Genomic DNA, 25036 nt, shown 5'->3' with positions numbered 1-25036 from the left:
AAAAATGAATATTTTAATATTATTTATTGCCATTACGGCTATTATAAGTTTTATAGCTTTTAATAATCCTGCCATTACTGAAAAATATAAATTTAGTGTTGGTGCTATTCTTCATAAAAAAGAATATATTCGTTTGCTTTCATCAGGATTTTTACATGCTGATATCATGCATCTGGTATTCAATATGCTGACATTATATTTCTTTGCGCCTATTGTTATTCAGGGCTTTGGGAATATTGGATTTATCATTGTATATCTGGGAGCAATATTGCTGGGCAACTTCTTATCATTATACATATATCAAAAGCAACCCTGGTATTCTGCCGTTGGAGCGAGTGGTGGTGTTTCAGGAATTCTTTTTGCTTCCATAGCACTTATTCCTGATCTCAAAATCTATCTTTTCTTTATTCCTATCGGCATTCCCGGATACATTTTCGGGCTGATCTATTTTGGTTATTCTGTCTATATGATGCTGAATCCGAGAGCACATGATAATATCGGACATGCTGCTCATTTGGGAGGAGCTTTTCTGGGATTAATATATGCTGTGATAAATGCACCGGAACATGCCATGCAAAACGGAATTTATATAGGAATCATGTCGCTTCCATTAATTTATCTGGGATATGAAATTTTTGTAAGGAAACGAATAGGATAAAAAGACTATTTTTAATCAAAATATCAAAACCAATGAACACATCAGAGTTAAACAGTTTCATCGTGATACTTATCTATGGTTCATTGGTTTTGCTTTCTCTGCTGAAGCTGGCCAATCCTTTGAAAGTAAACCGTAAAGCCAATTTCTGGTTTGGGATATTTCTGTTTCTGTGGTCTACCTTCTGGCTGGATGAGGTTTTGTTTCTTATCACAGGTGAGGCGGTGGAGTTTCACTCCCTGTTTTTCGTCAGATGTATTCAGTTTTTCACGCCTATTGTTTTTTACTTTAGTGTGCTGTTCTTTACCAATCCTTCTTTTACCTTCAAAATCAGGGATTTTAGATTCCTGTTGCTTCCCGCAGCTTTTCTGCTGTGCCTTATTTTAGTAAAGCTCGGGTATGAAGAACCGTTTGAATATCTAAGTGTTATTTTGATCCTGATCCAGGCACTGTTCTACACCGGACTTTCTTACGTTACCATCAGAAAACACCAGCGGAAGATCCAGCAGTTTTCTTCCAATACGGAAGGAATCAATCTGAATTGGCTTGAATATATCATTCTGGTACTTCTTATTGTGAATATCATCTATGTGATATATAATCTTTTCTATGATCCCAAATCACTGAATTTCTTTATTAATACAGTCTTTTTACTTGTCATCTACTGGGTGGGTTATTATTCCATGAAACAGAGAGAAATCTATCCTTTAGAAGAAAAACAGAGAGAAGAGCTGATCTCTATCCATGAAGATTCTGATTCGGAAGAAATAAAGAGAAAGCTAATCTCTGATGATGAATTAATAAAGATTAAAACCTCACTTGAAAGGCTGATGGAAACACAGAAACCTTATCTTGACAGTGAACTCAACCTGATCAGGCTGGCCGAAATGCTGTCCGTTTCTACCCATCACCTGTCGTATGTTATCAATACAGGCTTTGGAAAGAATTTTTTCCAATATGTGAACGAATTCAGAGTAGAATATGCCCAAAAACTTCTGAAGGAGTCAAATAGTAAATTATCAATTCTCGGGATTGCTTACGAATCCGGATTCAATTCCAAAACATCTTTTAATACAACCTTTAAAAAAGTGACTGGACAAACCCCTTCCGAATTCAAAAAATAAGTTCAGGTTTATAAAGTTTTACTTTTTTATTGATTTAAAGTGCTGATTTTTAGTGTTTTAAATAAATTATCTTTATTGTTTCAAAATCAGTCCGTTTAGATAATCCGGAACATTCAAACCCTCTTTTCACGATAGCTTTGTACCATAAAATTTAAACGTATGGATACCAAAGAGTCATATGCTGTCGTCACAGGAGCAAGCCAGGGACTTGGCAAGTCATTCGCTGAACATCTGGCAAAGAAAAAGATCAATGTCATTCTGGTCAGTCTTCCGGATCAGAACCTTCAAGAATTTTCTCAGGAACTGAACGAGCTGTATGATGTAAAAGTTCATTATTATGAAACAGATCTCTCTGTTAATGACAATGTCATGAAGCTTACAGAATGGCTTAATCGTTCTTTTAATATTCATATCCTGATCAACAATGCAGGACTTGGAGGAACTAAAAAATTCACAGAAGCCTCTCCGGATTATATCAATACTATTCTACAGGTCAATGTAACGGCAACTTCATTGATCACTCATCAGCTACTTCCTAATCTTTTAAAACAGCCAAAAGCCTATATTTTGAATGTTTCCAGCATGGCTGCCTTTTCTCCCATTGGTTTTAAAACCGTATATCCAGCTTCCAAAAGCTTTATCCATTCATTTTCAAGAGGACTGCATGAAGAACTGAAAGATACCAATGTCTTTGTAAGTGTGGTGAATCCAGGTGCTATGAAAACCAATACGGATGTCTGTAAAAGGATAGAAAAACAAGGTTTCATAGGAAAACTGACCCTTTTAAATCCTGATAAAGTGGCATCATACTGCATTCGTCAATTGTTTAAAAAAGATTCCGTAATTATGGTGAACCCAATCAGCTGGCTGATGATGAAAATTTTACCCATATGGATCAAACTTCCGTTGATGACTCAGGCTATAAAAAGAGAGATAGAAGCATGAAAAAAGTGTGTGTAACCGGAGCGACAGGGCTTCTGGGAACTAATGTTATTATTAAATTATTACAAAATGATTATTCTGTTATTGCTCTGGTGCGCAAGAAAAGCGGCTGGCTGGGTGAAGAGAACGAAAATCTGAAGCTGATGGAAACGGATCTTTCATCTGATCTTTCATTATTACTCAAAGAAGTTGACTGCGTCATTCATATTGCTGCGGAAACACGCCAGAATCTCATCAACTATGATGAATATAGAAAAGTGAATTATGAGGTAACCATCAATCTGTTTACCCATGCAGAATTAATGAATGTAAAAAAGTTTTTGTTTGTAAGCACAGCAAACACTTTGGGATATGGAACTACAGCATTCCGGGGAAATGAACAAGCACCGCAGCTTTATCCTTTTACCCATTCAATGTATGCTCAAAGTAAGTTGGAAGCTGAAGATTACCTTTTAAAGAACCGTAAAAATACAGAAGTAATTATCGTAAATCCCACTTTTATGATCGGAGCCTATGACAGCAAACCGAGTTCCGGGAAAATTATCTTCTGGGCCTGGAAAAATAAACTTGTTTTCTACCCTAAAGGAGGGAAAAACTTTGTACACGCAGAAGATGCAGCCTACGGAGTCTTACATGCGATTAAAAAGGGTAGGAATGGTGAAAAATATCTTTTAGCCAATGAAAACTTAAGCTATAAAGAATTTTTTAAGAAAATAAATAAAATTACCCATCAAAATCCAGCCATGATAGCCATTCCAAATGGGTTGTTGAATTTCCTGGGATTGATAGGAGAGGGATTAAGAAAATTAAAGATAAAAACAAATCTCAGTACTGCCAATATGAAAGCACTGCAGATTTGTAATTATTATTCTAATCAGAAATCAGTAGAAGAGTTGGATATTCAATATCAATCTGTAGATAAAGCAATCAGTGATGCCGTTCAGTATTTTATTGAAAATCCTATTCAAAATAAAAAAACCAGCTCCTGAAAAGCTGGTTTTTCAAATTATCTTGTTATTTTCTGAGTGACATTTTTATTAGAAATCACACAGGCTTTGCTGCAGTTGTTTGAACTTGAAACATTCACTTGGATCAACGCCGGCATTGATCTGTATTCTTCAAGATTGTAAGGGGCTTCAGTACCATTGCTTCCCCCGCCTTTGATATCATATTTTATTTGTGCAGTTCCGGTAAATCCGGATGCAGGCTTGAAAGAAAGCCTTCCTGTGGAATAAGAATATACCCATGTACCCTCATTGCTTGTATAGGTGCCGTTTACAATATTCGGGATTACACTGCCATTAATGTCCAAAAAACGGAATGAATTAAAATCCAGATTATCATAAGAAAGCGTTCGCGGATTCTGACCGCTATAAGCCGCATCATTAAGTAAAGGAGAATATGTTGATTTTATGCCTGGACATCCTGCAAACAGATCATCCGTTACCTCCGCAGCATAAGGTCTGGTTACTCCTAAATTTTTCAATAAATGTATATTTTTAGCAGCTCCGGTAGATGCCGCAAAACCAATTCTGAAAGTAGCTGGAGGAGAAGTGTCCAGATTTCTTACCGTACTGTTAGATATTGTAGTCTCTGTGTACTTTAAGGATGTTGGATAGTAATAATTATCAATCACTGTTTCTTTCACATTTCCGTGTTGTATTTCCAATGTTATATTGTACCCTCCAGCAGGATTGGGAATCAATGTGACATAGGCTTTACGGAATCTGATGTCATTTTCATTCTGAGGAATAGTGGTTCCACCGCTTTCAATACTGAACTGTTGAAGATTCGTATTTTTTATGCCAATAAATTTTCCTGTCTGGGTGTCCAGATAAGCAGATCGGTTGCTGCTGGAAGGGGATGCGTTGGTTGCTGTACTGTAAAGTAACGGGTAGCCATTGTATCCCGCAGGTTCAGATGACGACAGATATTGATTTCCACGTTTACCTCTTAAAGAAACATTGCTTCGTCCATCAGCTAAGGTTACGCCAAAAATTCCGTTTCTGACTCTTTCACCTTGGTTAAAACTTGTTTTGAAGTTTCCGAATTCATCCAGTCCTATTCCCAGATAGGCACCTCTCAGTCCTTCTGTTGACTCACCTCCACGTACAAAGCTATATCCCAATCCTCCACCAAAATATCCAAGATTAAGTTGACTTTTAGGAATAGATCCATCGACCAGGAATATGGAAATTCCATCTCCTCCGTTAGTATTTCCTCCATAAATGGCAAATTCAAATTCAAACTTAATTCCCTGGTCACTATTGAATATTTTATCAGCGAGTATAATACCTCCGGAAATATTATTCACACTTCGGGTAAGCCGCAATCCGTCTGTGGTAAAGGTGGCATCATTCTGGACTCCGCTGGTCACTACTTTATAAGCTTCCTGAGGCTGTAACCCCTGTGTGAAGTTGACAAAATACGGATATCCGGTTCCCTGCTGATTCTGAGCCTGAATACCTTGGGAGAAAATAAACGATGAGAAAATAAACAAAAGTCTTTTGTGTCTGCTAATTAGAGTATTTTTTATCATAACTCATTATTTAACGACAAAAACAATATTAATAAAAGAACAGTCTGTTGCAGCTGCTTTTACGTCATAGGTCATTACCCCGTCATCAGAAATAGAAATATTACTGAATACATTAGGATCAGCATCTGTTACATAATAGTAAAGATCTTTGCTTGACGGGAAAAAAGGAATAGATGCAGGAGCACTGGTACTCTTCGCCTTTGGAGATCCGAACTGAGTTTTATACAAAGTATATAAATCTTTAGTTCTGCCGGTTGCAGTAGTGGAAGTATCAAAAGAAACACTAGGCATGTAAAACATTTTTACAGCATTATTACTGATACATAACCAATCTGGTTTGGTAGGCGTTCCAATATTCTGGCTTAAACATTTTTTATCCGTGTCATAAATAAGAAGTGAGTTGGCCGGATTAGCAATGGCATCTCTTTTTGCAGTAGTAAGTCTTGGAATAAGCATCCCTTTATTTTGGCTATACACATCCAGAATTGCACTTTCATCAGGTGTGGGTGTGTTAATCCCTATCTGGGCATAAGAAAAAGAACTTACTAAAACGATTGGTAGAAATAATTTTTTAATCATGATGTCTTTAATAATTTTTTATCTGTGTATTATATGTTTTTTGTGTTGTTTTTTTATGAAAAATACTTTCCTTTCAGCTTAATTTATACTGGAAATCAATCGTCTTCAATTCATTCAAATCAATGAATCATACCAATACAATAGTATGAGGAGACCTTAGTTTCCAAAGTAACAGATATAACAAAATTGGGTCATAGAAACATCTATGTCTATCTGTAAGAGTCAAAAAAAGAGAATTGAGTTTTAAGTAGCCCTATTATACAATATAAGCCTTTAGAATAGTAAAATTCATAATCCTTGTGTTTTTGCAAATATACGAATAAACTACTTAATATTTGGTTTTCAGACGATTAAATTTAATTTAACTTTATTTGTTAGTTAAATTATTGATTGTTGATTTAAATTTTTAATAATATATCAAAACAAGTAGTTTATTTTTAACATTCAAATCATTGTGTTTTTTTGAAATTGCAGTTTATCAAAAATACTGATACTTAAAAACATGGTGAGCTATATGTTTTGAGCTAATTGTCTGAAAAAGCATTTATTTTGATAAATTATCCAACGCATCTTTCAGTGAACCAAGAAAATTTACGTGTTTTGTTTTGTTACTTTCAAAAATAAAATCTTTCAGGCTCTTACTCTCATATTTGTCGAAATTACCTACAATAGTCAATCCTATACGATAGTTTGAGAATTTTTGAAGAATTTCACCTGCAATTTTTGTTTTTAAATCGAAGAATTCAGGAGTGATGTTTTTTTCATAAAGAATGACTTTGTCAAAACCCTGATAATAGATATTTCCCATGAGATCCAACCCGTCCTGTGCAGATTGGATGATTATGTTATCAGAAATAACTTCTGCAATTTTTATCGTATTAATTTCGTGAGATTGAATAGTCATTTTCTTTACTGAATTGTTTTTTTGATATCATTTAAAAAGTTACCCAAAGGGAATGCATCTCCCTGATTGGTAAGTGCTATAATACAGCTGTTATGCTCCAGATCTCTCCAGAATAAAGCTTTGAAACCACTCAAACCACCTGTATGCATTGCGGTTTTTCCACCCTTTTCTTTTTCTATAAACCAGGCAAACCCGTAGTTTGAAATCTGGCCGCCGGAGAGTTTTGCAGGAGTATACACAAGTGCTGTATTTTCTTTATTGATCAAAGTGTAGTTTCGTAAAGCCTGATCAAATTTATACAGATCTTCAGGAGTAGAATAAATTCCGCCGTCACCAGTTGTTAAGATGGAATAATCATCAGGTTTCTTCTGTTGATTATATCCCACTGCTTTATTTTGAATAATCGTGGAAGGTTCATACACATACGTATTGTTCATCTTCAAAGGCATGATGATCTGTTCATTGATCAAAGTATGATAAGATTTCCCGGAAACCTTTTCGATAATCTGAGAAAGAATAATATATCCGCTGTTGCTGTATTTAAACTTGCTGTCAGGAATGAAATCAAGATTTTTAAGGCTAAACAGCCAGTCAATCACTTCTTGATTGGTCAATCCTTTTTTCGAAAACAAACTCTCATAGTCACTGATCCCCGATGTATGGTGCAAAAGCTGCCTGATCGTAATATTCTTAGCATATTCAGGAAGTTCAATGAACTGAGATGCTTTGTCATCCAGCTTCAATAACCCTTTTTGCTGTAGAATCATAATGGCTGCAGCAGTAAAAGGTTTGCTGAGTGAGGCAATATAAAAAGAGGTGTTTTTATCTGATCGGAGCCCTTTTTCAATATTTTTGAACCCTAAAGCAGTATCACATACAACCTGGCCGTTTTTCACGATCAGAACAGAGCCATTGAATTCTCCTTTCTTATAATACTCATTCACAACATCCTGAGGATGCTGTTTGCAGGAGGTGAGCTGCAGAATCAGAAAAATACCAATGAAGGTATTCCATAGTAAAGTTTTCATAGGTTAGGTGTCTGGAAGCAAAATTACTTATTTCCTTCCATAAATAAACCTGTCATTTTCAGATAAATCCTTCAATAATTGAGCGTTAGAAAAATACTGATACAGTTCCAGGGTTTCAGGACCTAATTTCTGATTGATTTCTAAGAATAAAAGTCCGTCCTCATTCAGGCACTTTTTAGCATCTTCCGCTATCTTTTTATAGAAAATCAAAGCATCGGAAGTAGGGGAGAAAAGGGCCATTTTAGGCTCAAATTCTTTCACAGAATCTGCAATTTCAATCTCTTCCTCAATGCCTATATACGGAGGATTGGAAATAATGATATCAAAGTTTTCATCCAGCTCAAAATTCAGATAATCAGCATGGATAAATTGTATTTCCAGTTGATGATAATCTGCATTTCTTTGGGCTGTCTTTAATGCTTTTTCAGAAAAATCTATTGATGAAACTATAGCTTCAGGAAAATGTTTCTTTAAAACCAAAGGGATCACTCCACTTCCGGTTCCAATGTCCAAAATCTTTAGCCCTTTAACGTTAAACTTCAAGTGTTGAATCTCCCTGATAGCAATCTCCAGCAGTTCTTCCGTTTCAGGACGGGGAATCAGTACATTTTCATCTACAAAAAACTTCATTCCATAAAACTCAGTTTCTCCCAGAATCTGCTGATAGGGTCGTCCTGTTTTAAGTTCTGAAACTAAATGAGAAAGCTTTTCTTCATCATCTAACAGAAGTTCCTGCTCAGAAAATCTTCTTTGCTGAAAATGATCAAAACCTACGATCTGGTGAATAAACAGGGAGGATAAAAAAGCACTTTCCGATTCAGTATAAAGACCGGAAAGTTCTGTTTTGAAATATTTTTTAAATGCTGAAATTGTCATTTATCTTGTAAAAACCAGTTTAGTATCTGTAGACTTCTCTTCATCAATTCTGTAGCCTTCATAGTTGAAAGCTTTTACATCTTCCAGAGTTTTGGCATTCGTTTCAGCACAAAATCTTACCACAAGACCTCTTGCGTGCTTGGTGTATACAACGATGGTTTTCAGTTTTCCCTCTTTTAATTCATAAAAATCAAAATCGATTACTGTATGGTTCAGCTTTTTTCTGTCAATTACTTTTCCATATTCATTGCTGGCAAGGTGAAGAAGTATTTCTCCTTTTTTCATTTCAGAATTCAATTGCTCTGTAATCTTTTCTCTCCAGAATCCATATAGATTTTTGTATTGTTCAAACTCAAAAGGACGTCCCATTTCCAGTCTGTAAAGCATGACTTTATCAGAAGGTTTTAGCAGACCATAAAGCCCGGAAAGCATTCTGTAGTTTTTCTGCAGATAGTCTACCGCATTTTTATCCAGAGTCTTGGCATCCAGCCCTCTGTAAACTTCCCCTGTAAAAGCAAACATCGCCGGAGCAGATTCTTTTGCAGTAGGTTTGGATTTCCATTTTTGATTTCTTTCCCAGTTTTCATCAGCCAGTTTGGGTGATATTTCCATCAGTTCGGAAAGATATTTTGGAGATTTTTCTTTTAAATAAGACTGTATAAATGCTGCTTCTTCAATGAATCTTGGGGTAGAAGATTTCAAAAGATCTGTTGAGTTTTCTACGTTCATTAATTTTGCAGGAGATGTTATAATTTTCATAATGTTAAAATGCAGATAAATGTTTAATATTAATAAAATTCAGAGTCATCAGAGAGATAAAATCAATCATAAAATGACAGATGATCAGAATTTTAATATTTGAATAGCGTTTATAAAACAGGGCAAAAACAATTCCAATAAAGAAAGGTCCGAGAACCTGACCTAAGGTGCCATATGTGCTGTGCAGAATTCCAAATAAAATGGATGAAATAATTACTCCGGCATTCGGATTATTATAGATTTTTTCAATCCTGGGCTGTATATAACCCCGCATCAGGAATTCTTCTACAATAGCAGCGGTAAGGCACATGAAAATGATTAAGAAATAATTGTTCTTAAAAACGGGGACAAGGTTAATAAGCTTATCACTTATTTTTTCAGGAATAAAAAACTGGATTATTGCATTCAGAGCTGCTCCGCCAATAATGCAGATCAAGTACAGGCTCAGAACTGCTTTAATATAAAATAAGATAGAATAGGAAGATTCTTTTTTTAATAAGAATGAATCTTTTTCAATGACCCTATTGTACAGAAATACAATGATCAAAACGATCCAGATCACAATCCTGCTAAGAAAAAAGCTGTCTGCAGTAATTCCTCTTATTCCTGTAATCATAGTAATAACTGGAAAAGAATAAAGCATTGCTGCAACCAAAAGCACAAAAGTGAGTAAAATTCCTATAGAATATTTCCCATTAAACCCCATAATCCAATAACCCTAAACCTTGAACCTTACATTTTGAATTAAATAATTCCTTTTCCCTGACGGATAATCTCCGGTTCTCCGGAAGTAAGGTCTACAATAGTGGAAGCCACATTATCTCCATATCCTGAATCAATAACGATATCTACCAAATGATCATATTTCTCGGCAATCAGTTCAGGATCGGTAGAATATTCAAGGATTTCATCATCATCTTTAATGGAGGTGGAAGCAATAGGGTGTCCTAGTTTTTCAACGATCAGCTGTGGGATAGGGTGATCCGGAACACGGATACCAATTGTTTTATGGCCTTTATATGCCAAGGGCAAACTTTTGTTCGCTTCAAGGATAAAAGTGAACGGTCCGGGAAGATGACTTTTCAGAAATCTGAAAACCGAGGTGTCAATAGGTCTTGTAAAATCAGAAAGATGGCTGAGATCATTACAAATAATAGAGAATTTCGACTTCTCAAGCTTCATTTTTTTGAGCTGAGCCAGTTTTTCCATGGCTTTTATATCAAAAATATTACAGCCTAAAGCGTATATCGTATCAGAAGGATAGATAATCAGCCCGCCATTATTTAAAGTTTTAATAACCTCATTCACAAGATTTTCCTGTGGGTTGTCTGGGTAAATTTTTAATATTTTTGCCATAAAACAAAGATACAAATAATAAAATAGTTTTCATAAAAGTCCTTTATTTAAAAGAAAAATTAGGATTTGTAAAAAATATTCGTACCTTTGCAATCCAATATCGCGGGATGGAGCAGTAGGTAGCTCGTCGGGCTCATAACCCGAAGGTCATCGGTTCGAGTCCGGTTCCCGCTACTAAGCAAGTGTTTTCGGTAAACACTCTAAAAATACACCGCGGGATGGAGCAGTAGGTAGCTCGTCGGGCTCATAACCCGAAGGTCATCGGTTCGAGTCCGGTTCCCGCTACTAAGCAAGTGTTTTCGGTAAACACTCTAAAAATACACCGCGGGATGGAGCAGTAGGTAGCTCGTCGGGCTCATAACCCGAAGGTCATCGGTTCGAGTCCGGTTCCCGCTACTAAGCAAGTGTTTTCGGTAAGCACTCTAAAAATACACCGCGGGATGGAGCAGTAGGTAGCTCGTCGGGCTCATAACCCGAAGGTCATCGGTTCGAGTCCGGTTCCCGCTACTAAGTAAGTGCTTTCGGTAAGCACTCTAAAAATACACCGCGGGATGGAGCAGTAGGTAGCTCGTCGGGCTCATAACCCGAAGGTCATCGGTTCGAGTCCGGTTCCCGCTACTAAACTAAAATCGGTATAACGAAAGTTATACCGATTTTTTTATATTATCCTGTCATTGTGAACAAAGTGAAGAAATCTCAGGCTGGATAACATGAAGAGACGCAAGTTTATCTTCGAAAATGCTAAGGATTTAGGTTGGATATTTTCTATTCCATTGCTTATATGCCTCTCTCATACAATGTCCGCAAGGGCGATAATTGTTTTGTAATGCCTCTTCTTCATCCTTAAAGAAAATTCTGTTTTCTCTTTTCATTCTTTTTCCTGATCCACAACCGAGCAGTCCGTAAATCTTCAGTTTTTTATTTCCTCCGAAACGAATAGTCCGGCTATGGATTTTACTTCTTAAATTTTGGGGTGATAATTGAGAGTGTAGTATCATTTTGAGTTGAGAGTTTATAGTTTACAGGTAAGTGTCAGAAGAAATCGGTTGGAGAAATTCAACTTTATTTTTAAGATCATAGTTTGTAATAAATTCTGCAATCACTATCAATTCTCAGCTATTAGCTTACAGCGTCATGGAAAATAATTCCCAAAGCATATCGGTTACCTTCCTTAACTTCACTTATTCCATGTTTCATGTTGACTCTATAATAGCCTTTTGTGCCTTTTTCGGGCTTAAATTGAGTCGTGAAAATGAGTACGTCTCCTTTTTTAGGTTTTAAAACAATCGCTTTTGACTGAGCTCTCGGGATCTGTTGGGTAAGCACAAATTCTCCACCGGTAAAATCTTTATCAGGTTCGCTGAGCATTAAGACGATTTGAATAGGAAAGTAAACATCACCATATAAATCCTGGTGTAAAGTATTAAAACCTCCTTCTTTATATTTCAAAATTAAAACAGTAGCTTTCTGCTGGCCATTAGTATGACATTGCTGCAAAAATTCATGATGATCTAAAGGAAATTGAGTATCAATATGTAACGCTTTAAACCATGAATTGGCAATAGGAGCCAGATACGGATATATATTTGTTCGTATGGTCTGAATAATTTCGGGAAGCGGATAATCAAAATATTTATACTCACCAAGACCAAAACGATGTCTTGCCATAACCACTGTTTTACGGTAAAGGTCGGGATTGTCATAATCTGACTTTACTATTTCACATTCCTGATCTGATAACAAATTGGGAATTACTGCATATCCATTTTCGTGCATTGTTTCCGTAAGGTGCGACCAGTCTGTATTTTTGATTTTATACTGCAAAAATCCGAAGTTGTCCGGAATAAGAAAATCCGAAACGTGCGATATTATCTTTAGAATGAATCTCCTGGACCATCAGTTTAATATTAATCTGGACGATAAGAATGGTCCTGTTTAAGGCTATTTTTGTCCTGTTAATAAAAATAAATAACGATGAATTACATTATTAAAAGAGCAAGTCTTGAGGATCTTGATGAAACGGCAGAATTATTCAATCTTTACCGTGTTTTTTACAGACAGGAATCAGATATTGAAAAAGGAAAAGCTTTTCTCAAAGAACGGTTTTTAAACAGTGAGTCGGATATTTTTCTTGTGATGACTGAAGAAAAAGCTGTAGGATTTGTACAACTCTATAAACTATTTCATTATACCAAATTGCAGAAGCAATGGCTGCTGAGTGATTTGTTTGTTCATCCGGATTACAGAGGAAAAGGCTTTTCTGTGGCATTAATTGACCGTAGTAAACAATGGTGTGAAGAAACAGGCGCATGTGGATTGATGCTTGAAACAGAAAAAACAAATGATATCGGGAATACATTATATCCGCGTTGCGGATTTGAATATGACGGGCTGCACAATTACTACCATTGGTGGAAATAGATATCAGAGCGGAAAATAGTTTTAGGTGAAAAATCGGAAGTGGGAAAGGAAAATCTGCCGCAGGAGAATAAAGCTTTAAATGATATCTTAAAATAATGTTATTTTCAGGTGTAAATTTTTTCCCACTTCCATCTTTCTTTTTAGTAGTATTAGTTCTACAATTCCGAACATTTAATTCTACAAGGCATTCTGTCATAAGTAGAGGGCATAGTTCTATTTTTGTAAAGCTCTTACAGATCATGGGTAGGACAGTTGATCTGTAGAGTGCATGCAAAAAAATCTCTGCCGAATTTTCTACTTTTTCCCCAAGTTTTATGATTAGTACCACAAAACTGCTTTTTCCGGCGGAGATTTTTTGCTTTTATAAAAAAAGAGAACTGCATTGCAGTTCTCTTTTTTTTATTTTTAAATATACTTAGATATTATTGAGCTAATTGAGCGTAAGGAGTAAGCTTGTTGTCATCAGACATGGTCTGTCCCAAAAATTCTCTTTTTTGATCCGCTTTCATTCTTCCTGCAGCATCGCTGGCATTGAAATAAGCTTCACTTAATTTTGTAGAGATATCAGCAGGTTTGAAATCAAATTTTGTATCACCTTCAACTCCAAGATATCCGTTCTTTCTTGTAAGGTTGGTAATATAATTATTATAATTGATCATTGTACCTCTAAACATATTGTTATGATATTCCATACATTTCTTTGCCTTTTTGGAAGAATTGTTCAGGATACAGTTTTTCATATTGTTTCTGTATAAAAACCATTCAGATTCTAAAATAGCATATTCTTTGCCCACAGCAATTTTTCCGTTTGTTATAATATTATTATCCCCTTCTTTTGTAGCAATAGTCTGAAGATGTTGAATAACCAATGGAACGGTAGCTTCGATTTTAGATTTTGTATCCTTTAATATGCTGAGATCAGCAGCAGGAGAACCCTTCTTTTGTGCTGTAGTAACGTTAAAAATAAGCAGTAATAGTACAATCAATAAATTATATCTTTTCATGAGAAATTTTTAAAGCACTAAAATAAATATAATTTCCCGGTTAAAACAAATTCATTTTAATTTTATTTAATAAAATTTAACAAGTTTTAAGAATTTATCCCTGAAATGATTCTTTTTCTGTGGATTAAGCAGGTGGATATTTCACTCCTTTAAAAAATTAATATATTTTAACTAAATTTATATTGCTGATTTTCAATTGTTTATAGTATTGCTTATTTCTATCACTAAAAAAATAGTTGTTTGATTCATTTTTATTTCTACATTTGTATAACTAATTTCTTAGTGATATAGAATTGGATGACTTTATATCACGATAATTGATAAATGAACAGGATATGAAAATTCAGACTTTAACAAAAGCAGAAGAGCAGGTAATGCAGTATTTATGGAAAATAGAAAAAGGATTCCTAAAGGATGTTCTTGATCTTTTTCCGGATCCGAAGCCGCATACCAATACGGTCTCTACCATTTTAAAAGTATTGAAAGACAAAGAATTCGTAGACTATCGTGTACACGGAAGACAACATGAGTATTTTCCGTTGGTTTCAAAAGAACAGTATTCCGGAAAGACCATGAAAAGTCTTGTGAAAAACTATTTTAAAGGCTCCTACAAAAGTGCCGTTTCGTTTCTGGTAGAAAAAAATGAAATGACTGTAGAAGATCTTGAGATGCTATTGGATGAACTCAAAAATAAAGACTAGTACCTATGGAAGCAATACTTTTATACTTTGGGAAAACAATTTTATGTTCGGGTGTAACATTCTTGTACTATCAGTTGTCTTTAAAAGACAAGACATTCCATCATTATAACAGATTTTATCTGTTGGCTGCAATCGTGATATCACTACTGCTGCCACTCATCAGAGTAGACGATTTTACGATAGAGGTAAATAATGATATGTATATGCTTCTTGACAAGATTCAGAATTTTAACACACATAAAAACATAGACAATGGTAACCTTTATTTTAACATTATTTTTTCAGCTCTGGGACTGGTTTCTCTCTATTTTTTAGGGAAGCTGATCTATGGGATTTTCAAAATCCAGCAGTTTAAAAAAGAGTTTCAGAAAGAAAGTTTTGACGGGATCAACTTTTACCGTACAGATCTTAGCGAAGCCCCGTTTTCATACTTTAAGAACCTTTTCTGGAAGAATGCCATCACGCTGCATTCTGATATAGGAAAACAGATTTTAAAGCATGAGATGGTACATATTGAGCAGAAACATTCCTTTGATAAGATTTTTATCGAGATTATTACTTCTGTTTTCTGGTTCAATCCGTTTTTTCATATTATCAAAAAAGAAATTAATCTCATCCACGAGTACCTGGCTGATAAAAAAGCCGTACAGCAATCGGACACCAAAGCATTTGCGCAGATGCTTTTAGCAAGCCACTTTTCCGGAGCACAGTTGCCTGCTGCCAGTCCGTTTCTAAGTTCAAACCTAAAAAAAAGACTTAAAATGTTACAAAAACCAAAAACCAAGTTCGGATATGCGCGAAGAATTCTTGCATTGCCGGTGTTATTTACCGTAGCTTTTGCTTATCTGGTAAATGCAAAGAACAGAGAAATTGAAGAAACCAATCTTTCCATTAAAAAAGCAGTTTCAGAAATCAAAAAAGATACAGTAAGACCTGAAAAATCTGTTCAGGGAAATATTACAGGATTAAAATCTGTATCACCGGAAGATCATACAAAATTGACCGAGCTTGAAAAAAAGATAAAAGAAAAAGAGAAGGAGCTGGATGGATTAGATCCGGAAAGTGATGCCTTCAGTGATAAAATTGAAGAAATAAGTAATCTGGCATCAGAAATAGGAGAGATGGCTTCCAAAGTTGAAGTTGATGAATATTTCAATTCAGCTGAATGGAAAAATCAAATGAAGGAACTTGAAAATATGGATCCTCTTGATAAGAAAGCACTTCGTAAAATAGAAAGAGCGGCTAAAAAAGCGGGAAGAGGAGCTGAAAGAGCCGTAAAACACATCGTTCCTCCCACACCGCCTAATGCACCAGCTGAACCTCAGGCTCCAAAAGCTCCGAAAGTAGTTTATTTTAAAAACAATAATACAGTCTACTATAAAGATCTTAGCCCTAAAGAAAAAGAAGAAGTACGTAAAGCAATGGCAGAAGCAAAAAAAGCTATGAAAGAAGCCGCAAAAGCCAGGGTGGAAGGAGAGAAAGCCAGAATAGAGGGTGAAAAAGCCCGCCTAGAAGGAGACAGAGCAAGAGCTGAAAGTGCTGTATTCCTTATTAAAGGAGAAAAAGCCAGAATAGAAGGAGATAGAATAAGAAAAGAAAACGAAAAAATACGTGTAGAAGCTGAAAAAGTGGCACAAAGTTTCAGAGCTGGTAACTTTACCATGACAACTTCTGCTCCTAATGTGATGGTAATGCATGCTGATTTCATCAAAAAAGACGGTAACGGAAACATTGCCATGAATGGGGTGAAAAAGTTTAGCATTAACGGTAATGATGATCACAAATACAAGTATTACATTGATGGAAGAGAAGCATCTAAAGATGACGTTAACGCTTTGAGTTCTGCCAATATTTCAAAAGTAATGGTCAACACCCAGAAGAATGGAGAAGTGAAGAAAGGAGAAGTAAGAATTGAGACAAAGAAATAAAGTTCCAAAAGCTTTGTCAGTATTCATTGGCAGAGCTTTTTTACTATCTGAATAATACATAAACTATGAAAAAAAGTTATTTCATTTTACTGGTACTTTTAAGTGTGGTTGTGAACGCACAGGTGAACAGATTCTTTTATGACTACAAATACATCTCTGATTCTACCAATAGAGCAGAAGTGAAAAGCGATGTTATGCTTTTGGATATTGATAAAAATGGTTCCAAATACTACAGCCGCGAAAAGTTTGTTGCTGATTCAACAATGAAAGCTGATATCGCCAAGCAGATGAAAGGAGGGTTCGGAGGAAGCATCAATATCAAGAGAAATATAAAGCCGGGAACAAATTTTTCAACGGTCACAAAAAAATACCCGGATTATAATGTTTCGTTCTCTGAAAACATCGGAAACACAACGTATAAAATGCCGGAAGACCAAAAACCTGAATGGAAAATCCTTCCTGAAAAACAGAAAATCGGAGAATATAATACGCAAAAGGCAACCACAAATTTTGGAGGAAGAAGCTGGACCGCATGGTTTTCTACAGATATCCCATTCCAGGACGGTCCCTATAAGTTCTATGGACTGCCGGGGCTTATCGTTAAAGTTGAAGATAAAACAGGATCTCATATCATGACTTTAATTGGTAACAAGAAAACGGAGGCCGCATCAGAAGAAGATATTCAAATACCGGGTCTTACTACAATTGGAATAGGAGGAAAGGAAATAGAGATCAATAAAAAGCAGTTTAAAAAAGCCTGGAAAGATTATCTTACAGATCCTACAAAAGATATGAAACAAACCATGAGCACTCTTCCTGCAGGAGCTGTGGTACAGATGAAAAATCAGGACGGAAAAAGTATTGATGTCAATGAAATGTACAGAAATATCGAAAAAAGAGCAAAAGAAGACCAATTAAAAAATAATAATAAAATAGAACCGGATCTTTATAAGTAAGCGGTTTATATTGGAATAAAAAACAGTAAGGTTATCATAATCTTACTGTTTTTTTTATCTTTATCTCGGGACTTAAAATTCCAAAATATGACAGAAAAGGAAAAATGTGCAGCAGGACTTTTATACAATGCTAACTACGATAAAGAATTGATTCAGGAACGTATTGCCTGCAAAGATCTGTGCCAGGAATATAACGCATTGAAAAACTCCGATGCAGAAAGGAGATATGAACTGCTCGGGAGAATAATCGGAAGCATCAAAGAAAATATCTGTATAGAGCCTAATTTCTGGTGTGATTACGGATACAATATAAAAGCAGGAGAGAACTTCTATGCCAATCATAACCTTGTTATCTTAGATTGTGCCAGAGTAGAATTTGGTGATAATGTATTTATAGGTCCCAATTGCAGCTTCTATACAGCAGGCCATCCGCTTGATGCCAAACAAAGAAACGAAGGTCTTGAATATGCACATCCTATTAAAGTGGGAGATAATGTTTGGCTGGGCGGAAATGTTGTTGTGCTTCCCGGAGTTTCTATCGGAAATAACTCAGTGATTGGTGCGGGAAGTGTTGTCACAAAAGATATTCCGGATGATGTAGTTGCAGTGGGAAATCCATGTAAAGTCGTTAAAAAAATTACAGAACAGAATTAAAAAACTATTGATCTGAAAAAGAAAAATAATATTCTTGAATTGGATCTGCTGAAATAAAATAATCATTATAAAATAAAAACCCGGAACATCATTCCGGGTTTTTTATATCTGAATAAGAATCAGTGATTATGCTAATTTCTGAGAATCTGCAATAAATTGAGCCAATCCGCTGTCTGTTAATGGGTGTTTCAATAAACTCAAGATCGGAGGCAGTGGAGATGTAATTACATCAGCTCCGATTTTAGCACAGTCAATGATGTGCATTGAATGACGGATAGAAGCCGCTAAGATTTCAGTTTCAAACATATAGTTATCGAAAATCAATCTGATTTCCTGGATAAGGTTAAGACCGTCTGTAGAAATATCATCTAATCTTCCTAAGAATGGAGATACATAAGTAGCCCCTGCTTTTGCTGCCAAAAGAGCCTGTCCTGCAGAGAAAATTAATGTACAGTTAGTCTTGATTCCTTTATCAGAAAAATATTTTAAAGCTTTGATTCCGTCTTTGATCATTGGAATCTTTACAACGATATTTGGGTGAATAGCAGCCAATTCGTCTCCTTCCTTAATCATTTCTTCATACGTTGTAGAAAGAACTTCCGCAGAAATATCTCCGTCTACAAGTTCGCAGATCGTTTTGTAGTGGTTTTTGATTGCTTCAGCACCTTGAATTCCTTCCTTAGCCATTAATGAAGGGTTGGTTGTTACACCATCTAAAATTCCAAGATCTCTAGCTTCCTTGATTTGCTCTAAATTAGCTGTGTCAATAAAAAATTTCATTTTGTTAAATAGATTTATTGATACAAAGATAGGGAATTAATTGGGTTCTGGGATATGAATTTTGAGTTACGGGGTTCGGGATTTCGGGTATACGTGTGATAGAGTTTGAGGGTTTGAGGGTGAGAGAGTGGGAGCGGTAATAAGGATGAGAAAAAAATATGTTGATTTAAACCAAATAGTTAATTTTGCATCTAGCATCTAGCATCTAGCATCTAGCATCTAGCATCTAGCATCTAGCATCTAACACCTAGCATATTATTTATGAAAAGCAGCAGTTTTACAGCCACATTGGAAATCATAGGGATTAATCCTTTTGTATTTGTTCCGAAAGAGATTCTGGACAAGATTTTTGAGGAATCGGGAAAGAATAAAAGTCCGATTCCGGTAAAAGGAACAGTAAACGGGCAGGAGTTTAAACAAAACCTGATGAAATATCTGGGAGAATGGAGACTGTATGTGAACCTGACCATGCTGAAAAACTCCCCAAAGAGAATTGGAGAAGTCATTGAAATTGTATTGGAATATGATGATTCTGACAGAAGTATTTCTATTCATCCTCATTTGGAAAAAGCAATTAAAGAAAGTCCTCTGGCAACAGAAAATTTTGAAAATCTGATTCCTTCAAGACGGCTTGAACTGGTTCGTTATATTAACAATTTAAAAACCGAAGCCAGCATTCAGCGGAATATCGAGAAAATCATCCGCCATTTACACGGTGAAACAGATTTTTTTGGAAAGATGATTGAATAAGGAATAGTTAAGGAGGAATAGTTAAGAGTGGAAAATATAAAGTACACATATTCCATAAAGCTTCTTCAGCGACAATGTCGAATCTCTTTGCTCCCTAAAAATAAACGGTAAGTAAAATAAACCTTTGCGTTAAATTAAAGCTAGATACAAACAAAAAATGCCGGAAAAACTTTCCGGCATTTTCATTCTATTAAGAATTTAAAGCTTTGCTAAGCTTCACAGCGTCCTGATTGCTAGGGTCATACTGTAAAGATTTGGCAATGTGCTCTTTTGCCTTATTAGGATCTGTTTGCTGTTCTGCAAAGGCAATATAGAAATAGGCATACGCCAGATTTTTCTTATTTTGCTCTACTTCTTCCGGTTTTACGGTTGCAATATACTTTTCATAAGCCAGTTTTGCATTGGCATCATCTTTTGCAGACTGATAAGCATAAGCCTGGCTGTAATAAGATGGAGCCCAGTCCGGTAATAAAGCAGAGATTTTCTTCCAGGTATCAATGGCATTCGGCCAGTCTGAAGCTTCCTGGTAAGCTGCTGCTAATTTTGCTAAGGATTCCGTATCCTTTGGATTGGCCTCAATCTGTTTTTTAAGACCATCAATCGTTGGATTGGTTGTTTGACTCGTTGCTGCCGAAGTTTCCGGTTGAGTCGTTTGCGCGTTTACAAGACTTACACTTCCTGCCAGTATCAAACCTAAAAATAGGTTTCTACTATTAATTGTACTCATTTTCATAATCTTATATTTTAAATTCAAAAACTAAAATTCAATAATAATTCCACAAAATCTTAAATTTTAGAAGCTTTAAGTTTTTTTAGAAAATATTAACGGGAAACGTGTTTTTTTTAGTTTAATTTTTGATTCGTTAATGTTTGAGGTTATCTTTGTCATTCATTTTTTTATTAATACATATAATTTCGTCATATGAATATCATATTAGCTTCAACATCCACCCTTTTTGGCGGAGAATATCTGGAATACTTAAGAGAAGAATTAATCCAACTCTATAATGGAATAGAAGAAATTGTGTTTATTCCTTTCGCAAGGCCAGGCGGAATTTCCCATGACGACTATACCGCAAAAGCACGTTCTTTCTTTGAAACAATCAACATAAAAGTAAAAGGCCTTCATGAATTTGAAGATAAAAAAGAAGCCTTGAATCAGGCAAAAGGTTACTTTACCGGAGGCGGAAATACCTTTTTATTGGTTAAAACATTACATGAAGAAGGATTGATGTCTGTCTTAAAAGAAAATGTTTCAGGAGGAAAAGCATATTTGGGATGCAGCGCAGGAAGCAATATCGGAGGCCAGAATATGAAAACCACGAATGATATGCCGATTGTATATCCGCCAAGTTTTGACTGTATGGGATTGGTTCCTTTCAATATCAATCCACATTATCTTGATCCTAACCCGGATTTGAAACATAACGGAGAAACCAGAGAAACCCGTATTCAGGAATTCCTTACCCAAAATGATATCAAAGTAGTAGGCCTTAGAGAAGGAAACTGGATCAGAAGAACAGCCGATTCTATTACGGTGGAAGGAAACGAGCTGACAAGAATTTTTGAGAAAGGTAAAGAACCTTACGAAATAGAAGCAGGAAGCAGACTTTAATGAACAAAGAAGAGATCAGTCTTTTTGTAGAACGTAATCTGACCAATTTTTCAGTGAACAGTACCGGATGGGAAGAGCTTATCCGGAAATTGCTCTTTGAATTTGCCATCGCAGGCTGGAATATGGAACACCGTGTTTTTGGAAAAGAAAAATTCGGTGGGTTGAGATGCTACACGTATTCTGAGGACGAAATACTTAATAACAAGCTTAAAATTATCAAAGACAAATATTCAGAATTGTCGGTAAAGACTTGTGAAATCTGTGGCAGTGAAGGTAAAATGAGAACCATAGGTTCATGGCAGACAACATTGTGCCTGAATCATTTTTTGGAACAGCAGCCTGTTATTGAAATTGATGAAAAACAGAACATCAGAAGAGATCATAAAACCCTTCTGAATATTAAAAATATCGTAAAAGCCGATCTGGAATATGATCTTCAAAGAATGTGGATTCACACAAAATCGTTTGGCAATCCAGAAGAAACGTTTTATTTTTCATGGCAGGAACCTAATTATTACCTGCTTTTAAAAACAATTCCTCTCTCGCTTTTCCCGGAAGACAGACGAAGTGAAATTTCAACGTTATTCCAAAGTTTGCAGCATTGTGAGATATGCGGATATAAAGCGGTGCATCAAAAAAACTGTCTGCGCTGCCATCATGAACAATGGAATGAATCCGGATATTTTGTAGAAGATTACGGAGAAAAATCAAACTATATAAAAGAATGCCAGATGGATATTTTTATAGATGAAGATGATTACGAGAAATATTTTACTTATGATCAGTCGTTTGAAAAATCGCCTGACCATCAGATTCTTTTCAGCTCTGATGATCTCAGGGAGTATGAAAAGCTTTTATTTTAACTATATTTGATTAGAATTATTCAGATCCAAATAACAATGTAATGAAAAAAACACTTGCTGTTCTCACACTCTCTGTACAGATGGTTGCCGCGCAGAATATTGCACAGAAACTGGATAAGGTAACCAAGGATCTCATGGATTCTTCAGGAGCAGTTTCTTCCAGCTTATCATTTTATGTTTCGGATGAAAATGGCAACTTTATATATGAATATCAGGGAAGTAAAGGACTTTCTACTGCTTCTACACAGAAAATTTTTACTGCTGGTGCCGCACTGGAAACTTTAGGTAAAAATTATACTTTTACAACCACTTCAAGCTATTCCGGGAATATATCCGGAGGAACACTGAATGGAAACCTTTTCATCAGTTCCAATGGTGATCCTACATTAGGAAGCTGGAGATATGATGCTTATAAACCTGAAAATTTTAAAAAGAAGCTGATTGAGGCCATTAAAAACTCAGGAATTACAAAAATATCAGGAGATCTGGTGATTGATGATTCTTATTTTGACCATCAGACGATTCCGGGAGGCTGGCCCTGGGATGATCTTGGAAATTATTACGGAGCCGGTGTGTGGGGAATCAACTGGAAAGAAAACCAGTTTGACATCAATATTAACGGGACAGATTTTAAAAGCTTTTCTTATCCTTTGGAGGGAGTGAAATGGCTGAATGATCTGAAAGCAGGCGGCAATTCTGACCAGAGTCTTATCTTTACCGCGCCTCATTCTGATGTCGCGTTAATTAACGGGATGCTTCCGGCAGGAAAAACGGTTACAGTTTCCGGTTCTACTCCTAATCCGCCTTTACAGCTTGCAGCAGAAGTAAAACAATGGCTGAAAGAATCCGGAATTGAGATTTCAGGAAAAGCAGTCACAAATTCTCAGCTTGAAATAGAAGGAAAACAGGCATTGGAAGCTCCTAAAAACAATATTCTTTTGACTTATCAATCTCCGACTCTGGATAAAATTGTCTATTGGTTTTTAAGAAAAAGTATCAATCTGTATGGAGAGACATTGATTAAAACTTTAGGAAAAGAGAAAAAAGGAAATTCAAGTTTTAAAAGCGGAGTTTCTTATCTGAAAGAATTCTGGAAATCAAAAGGAATCAATCCTAATATGATCAATTTTGCAGACGGAAGCGGACTTTCACCACAGAATTATGTAGCAGCAAAAGCAGAAGTACAGGCACTTTTATATGCTAAAAAACAATCATGGTTTGAAGCGTACTACGAAGGTTTTCCGGTTCAGGAGAATGGAATGAAGATGAAAAGTGGTACGATGAGAGATACTAAATCTTTTGCCGGATATCACACGGCAAAAGATGGTAAAAAATATGTGTTTTCGATTATCATTAATAACTACCAGGGAAGTGGAAATGCAGAGCTGCAGAAAATTCTGAATGTTTTAAAATAAAATAACTTTGAGAAAATCCATACTTACCAGACTGAATAACTGGATCATTTTTGTTGTCATGACTACTTTGGTGATTGCTATTGTAGTGGCTTCAACATCACTCATTAATTTTCTCAGAAAAGAGGAGATCAAAAGGATCAGTCTTCTTTCTAAAGCGATAAGAATACAGCAGGAAGTAAAGACTCCGGATACGGATGTTCTGGATCTGCTGCCGGATATCCTTAATATCAACAATACTATTCCGTTCATTGTAACCGATAAATATAAAAATCCTATTCTCGATCTCGGATATTACAGAAATATTCCTGAAGCCACCATAAAGAATCCTGAGAAACTTCAGGACCTGATCCGCAATATGGAGAAGAATTATGATCCTATTGAGATCAAAGTACCGGATGGAAATAACCAGTTTGTATACTACGACAACTCGCGTATGCTTAATAATCTTCGCTATTCGCCTTATATTTTGGGACTGTTTATTCTGTTGTATTTCGGTTTTTCATTCTGGTTTTTCAGGACGATCAAAAAGACAGATGAAGGGTATCTCTGGGCAGGTCTGGCTAAAGAAACTGCTCATCAGATCGGAACCCCTCTATCTTCCATGATTGGGTGGATGGAGATTATGAAGCTCGATAATCCTGAATCGGAAGGAGTACATGAGATAGAAAAAGATATTGAAAGACTGAGAACGATCTCAGAACGATTCTCAAAAATTGGTTCTGTTCCTGAACTGAATGACAGGAATTTCAATGAAACGATTCAGGAGAATTATGATTATCTGAAAACCAGAATCTCCAAAAAAATCAATTTTACATTGAATCTTCCTACCTACACCGTATTGGTTCCTCACAATAAGATTCTGATGAGCTGGGTAATTGAAAATCTCGTGAAAAATGCGGTGGATGCTATGAAAGGGGAAGGAGCTATTACAATGTCAATTTTTGAAAGAAATAAAAATATTCTGGTTGAAGTAAAAGACAATGGAAGCGGAATGACAAAACAGCAGGCAAGAAATGCTTTCAATCCCGGATATTCTACTAAAAAAAGAGGCTGGGGATTAGGATTGTCATTAGCAAGAAGAGTAATTCATGAATACCATAACGGGGATATCAAAATTTCCCAGACCGAAATAGGAAAGGGAAGTACTTTTAGGATAACAATCAGAAAGGAGGAAACTCTTTAACTGT

Annotated in this window: 27 protein-coding genes and 5 tRNA genes; 19 read left to right on the top strand and 13 right to left on the bottom strand. The window is 35.8% G+C overall.

Translation table 11 applies throughout. From position 1 onward, the window contains the following. Positions 1-4: 4 nt before the first annotated feature. From LC457_RS16760 to LC457_RS16745, 4 genes are all read left to right on the top strand, one after another. Positions 5-658 carry a rhomboid family intramembrane serine protease gene (locus LC457_RS16760; RefSeq protein ID WP_223600906.1) on the top strand — a complete coding sequence of 218 codons (654 nt, stop codon included), beginning with the start codon at positions 5-7 and terminating at the stop codon, positions 656-658. Between the two features lie 32 nt (positions 659-690). Continuing rightward, positions 691-1779 carry an AraC family transcriptional regulator gene (locus LC457_RS16755; protein ID WP_223600905.1) on the top strand — a complete coding sequence of 363 codons (1089 nt, stop codon included), beginning with the start codon at positions 691-693 and terminating at the stop codon, positions 1777-1779. Positions 1780-1938: 159 nt separating this feature from the next. Then, positions 1939-2724, top strand: a complete 786-nt coding sequence (locus tag LC457_RS16750) for an SDR family oxidoreductase (RefSeq protein ID WP_223600904.1) — start codon at positions 1939-1941, stop codon at positions 2722-2724. After that, entirely contained in the window at positions 2670-3710 is a 1041-nt protein-coding gene (locus LC457_RS16745) for an NAD-dependent epimerase/dehydratase family protein (RefSeq protein WP_223600903.1), read from the top strand. Before LC457_RS16750 ends, LC457_RS16745 begins: the two co-directional genes overlap by 55 nt. Positions 3711-3727: 17 nt before the next feature. Here the strand turns inward: LC457_RS16745 and LC457_RS16740 are convergent, their stop codons facing one another. From LC457_RS16740 to LC457_RS16705, 8 genes are all read right to left on the bottom strand, one after another. Further along, a complete protein-coding gene (locus tag LC457_RS16740) occupies positions 3728-5260 on the bottom strand; it encodes a hypothetical protein (RefSeq protein ID WP_223600902.1) in 1533 nt (510 codons plus the stop codon). Positions 5261-5266: 6 nt separating this feature from the next. Continuing rightward, on the bottom strand, positions 5267-5839 hold the full coding sequence (locus LC457_RS16735; RefSeq protein WP_223600901.1) for a hypothetical protein: 573 nt from the start codon (positions 5837-5839) through the stop codon (positions 5267-5269). A 544-nt stretch (positions 5840-6383) separates the two neighbouring features. Continuing rightward, positions 6384-6743 carry a DUF4180 domain-containing protein gene (locus LC457_RS16730; RefSeq protein ID WP_223600900.1) on the bottom strand — a complete coding sequence of 120 codons (360 nt, stop codon included), beginning with the start codon at positions 6741-6743 and terminating at the stop codon, positions 6384-6386. A 5-nt stretch (positions 6744-6748) separates the two neighbouring features. Continuing rightward, entirely contained in the window at positions 6749-7771 is a 1023-nt protein-coding gene (locus LC457_RS16725) for a serine hydrolase (protein WP_223600899.1), read from the bottom strand. Positions 7772-7798: 27 nt separating this feature from the next. Continuing rightward, on the bottom strand, positions 7799-8647 hold the full coding sequence (gene prmC / locus LC457_RS16720; protein ID WP_223600898.1) for a peptide chain release factor N(5)-glutamine methyltransferase: 849 nt from the start codon (positions 8645-8647) through the stop codon (positions 7799-7801). Then, a complete protein-coding gene (gene yaaA, locus LC457_RS16715) occupies positions 8648-9406 on the bottom strand; it encodes a peroxide stress protein YaaA (protein ID WP_223600897.1) in 759 nt (252 codons plus the stop codon). It lies immediately after the preceding gene. A 4-nt stretch (positions 9407-9410) separates the two neighbouring features. Next, positions 9411-10022 (bottom strand): CPBP family intramembrane glutamic endopeptidase, encoded by a 612-nt coding sequence (locus LC457_RS16710; RefSeq protein ID WP_223600896.1) that lies wholly within the window; start codon positions 10020-10022, stop codon positions 9411-9413. 128 nt (positions 10023-10150) lie between these two features. After that, complete coding sequence (locus tag LC457_RS16705; protein ID WP_223600895.1) at positions 10151-10762, bottom strand: L-threonylcarbamoyladenylate synthase; 612 nt, start codon at positions 10760-10762, stop codon at positions 10151-10153. Positions 10763-10863: 101 nt separating this feature from the next. On the opposite strand from LC457_RS16705, the gene LC457_RS16700 reads away from it, so the two are divergent. From LC457_RS16700 to LC457_RS16680, 5 genes are all read left to right on the top strand, one after another. Beyond that, a tRNA-Met gene (locus tag LC457_RS16700) sits at positions 10864-10936 on the top strand. A gap of 38 nt (positions 10937-10974) precedes the next feature. Further along, a tRNA-Met gene (locus LC457_RS16695) sits at positions 10975-11047 on the top strand. A 38-nt stretch (positions 11048-11085) separates the two neighbouring features. Further along, positions 11086-11158, top strand: a tRNA-Met gene (locus LC457_RS16690). 38 nt (positions 11159-11196) lie between these two features. Further along, positions 11197-11269 (top strand) — tRNA-Met (locus LC457_RS16685). A 38-nt stretch (positions 11270-11307) separates the two neighbouring features. Further along, positions 11308-11380 (top strand) — tRNA-Met (locus tag LC457_RS16680). A 131-nt stretch (positions 11381-11511) separates the two neighbouring features. On the opposite strand, the gene LC457_RS16675 is transcribed toward LC457_RS16680, so the two are convergent. Further along, complete coding sequence (locus tag LC457_RS16675) at positions 11512-11760, bottom strand: Ada metal-binding domain-containing protein (RefSeq protein WP_223600894.1); 249 nt, start codon at positions 11758-11760, stop codon at positions 11512-11514. A 121-nt stretch (positions 11761-11881) separates the two neighbouring features. Next, entirely contained in the window at positions 11882-12538 is a 657-nt protein-coding gene (locus tag LC457_RS16670) for a 2OG-Fe(II) oxygenase (RefSeq protein WP_223600991.1), read from the bottom strand. 198 nt (positions 12539-12736) lie between these two features. On the opposite strand from LC457_RS16670, the gene LC457_RS16665 reads away from it, so the two are divergent. Then, positions 12737-13183, top strand: a complete 447-nt coding sequence (locus LC457_RS16665; RefSeq protein WP_223600893.1) for a GNAT family N-acetyltransferase — start codon at positions 12737-12739, stop codon at positions 13181-13183. A 422-nt stretch (positions 13184-13605) separates the two neighbouring features. On the opposite strand, the gene LC457_RS16660 is transcribed toward LC457_RS16665, so the two are convergent. After that, positions 13606-14187, bottom strand: coding sequence for a hypothetical protein (locus LC457_RS16660; protein WP_223600892.1), 582 nt, complete (start codon positions 14185-14187; stop codon positions 13606-13608). Positions 14188-14522: 335 nt separating this feature from the next. On the opposite strand from LC457_RS16660, the gene LC457_RS16655 reads away from it, so the two are divergent. The 4 genes from LC457_RS16655 (at position 14523) to LC457_RS16640 (ending at position 18426) form a co-directional block, all read left to right on the top strand. Then, positions 14523-14888, top strand: coding sequence for a BlaI/MecI/CopY family transcriptional regulator (locus LC457_RS16655; RefSeq protein WP_047385363.1), 366 nt, complete (start codon positions 14523-14525; stop codon positions 14886-14888). 5 nt (positions 14889-14893) lie between these two features. Then, positions 14894-16816, top strand: coding sequence for a M56 family metallopeptidase (locus LC457_RS16650; RefSeq protein WP_223600891.1), 1923 nt, complete (start codon positions 14894-14896; stop codon positions 16814-16816). A 65-nt stretch (positions 16817-16881) separates the two neighbouring features. Then, positions 16882-17772 (top strand): GLPGLI family protein, encoded by an 891-nt coding sequence (locus LC457_RS16645; RefSeq protein WP_223600890.1) that lies wholly within the window; start codon positions 16882-16884, stop codon positions 17770-17772. Positions 17773-17859: 87 nt separating this feature from the next. Then, a complete protein-coding gene (locus tag LC457_RS16640) occupies positions 17860-18426 on the top strand; it encodes a sugar O-acetyltransferase (RefSeq protein ID WP_223600889.1) in 567 nt (188 codons plus the stop codon). Between the two features lie 126 nt (positions 18427-18552). On the opposite strand, the gene fsa is transcribed toward LC457_RS16640, so the two are convergent. Beyond that, complete coding sequence (gene fsa, locus LC457_RS16635; protein WP_047374243.1) at positions 18553-19206, bottom strand: fructose-6-phosphate aldolase; 654 nt, start codon at positions 19204-19206, stop codon at positions 18553-18555. Positions 19207-19467: 261 nt separating this feature from the next. Between fsa and LC457_RS16630 the strand changes: the two genes are divergently transcribed. Continuing rightward, positions 19468-19956, top strand: a complete 489-nt coding sequence (locus LC457_RS16630) for a YdeI/OmpD-associated family protein (protein WP_223600888.1) — start codon at positions 19468-19470, stop codon at positions 19954-19956. A gap of 190 nt (positions 19957-20146) precedes the next feature. On the opposite strand, the gene LC457_RS16625 is transcribed toward LC457_RS16630, so the two are convergent. Beyond that, positions 20147-20683: a hypothetical protein gene (locus LC457_RS16625; protein ID WP_223600887.1), complete on the bottom strand. Its 537-nt coding sequence runs from the start codon at positions 20681-20683 to the stop codon at positions 20147-20149. 195 nt (positions 20684-20878) lie between these two features. Between LC457_RS16625 and pepE the strand changes: the two genes are divergently transcribed. The 4 genes from pepE to LC457_RS16605 are packed head-to-tail and all read left to right on the top strand — an operon-like array spanning position 20879 to position 25032. Further along, the gene (pepE, locus tag LC457_RS16620; RefSeq protein ID WP_223600886.1) at positions 20879-21571 is read left to right on the top strand and encodes a dipeptidase PepE; all 693 of its coding nucleotides are present in this window, start codon (positions 20879-20881) and stop codon (positions 21569-21571) included. After that, positions 21571-22434 carry a hypothetical protein gene (locus tag LC457_RS16615; protein ID WP_223600885.1) on the top strand — a complete coding sequence of 288 codons (864 nt, stop codon included), beginning with the start codon at positions 21571-21573 and terminating at the stop codon, positions 22432-22434. The genes pepE and LC457_RS16615 overlap by 1 nt, the downstream gene beginning before the upstream one ends. Before the next feature lie 41 nt (positions 22435-22475). Then, the gene (gene dacB, locus LC457_RS16610; RefSeq protein ID WP_223600884.1) at positions 22476-23849 is read left to right on the top strand and encodes a D-alanyl-D-alanine carboxypeptidase/D-alanyl-D-alanine-endopeptidase; all 1374 of its coding nucleotides are present in this window, start codon (positions 22476-22478) and stop codon (positions 23847-23849) included. 7 nt (positions 23850-23856) lie between these two features. Next, entirely contained in the window at positions 23857-25032 is a 1176-nt protein-coding gene (locus LC457_RS16605) for a HAMP domain-containing sensor histidine kinase (RefSeq protein ID WP_223600883.1), read from the top strand. Positions 25033-25036: the final 4 nt, after the last annotated feature.

It is taken from the genome of Chryseobacterium sp. GVT01B, assembly GCF_019970045.1.
Classification (GTDB): Bacteria; Bacteroidota; Bacteroidia; order Flavobacteriales; family Weeksellaceae; genus Chryseobacterium.
This window is presented reverse-complemented; position numbering and strand designations above follow the sequence as displayed.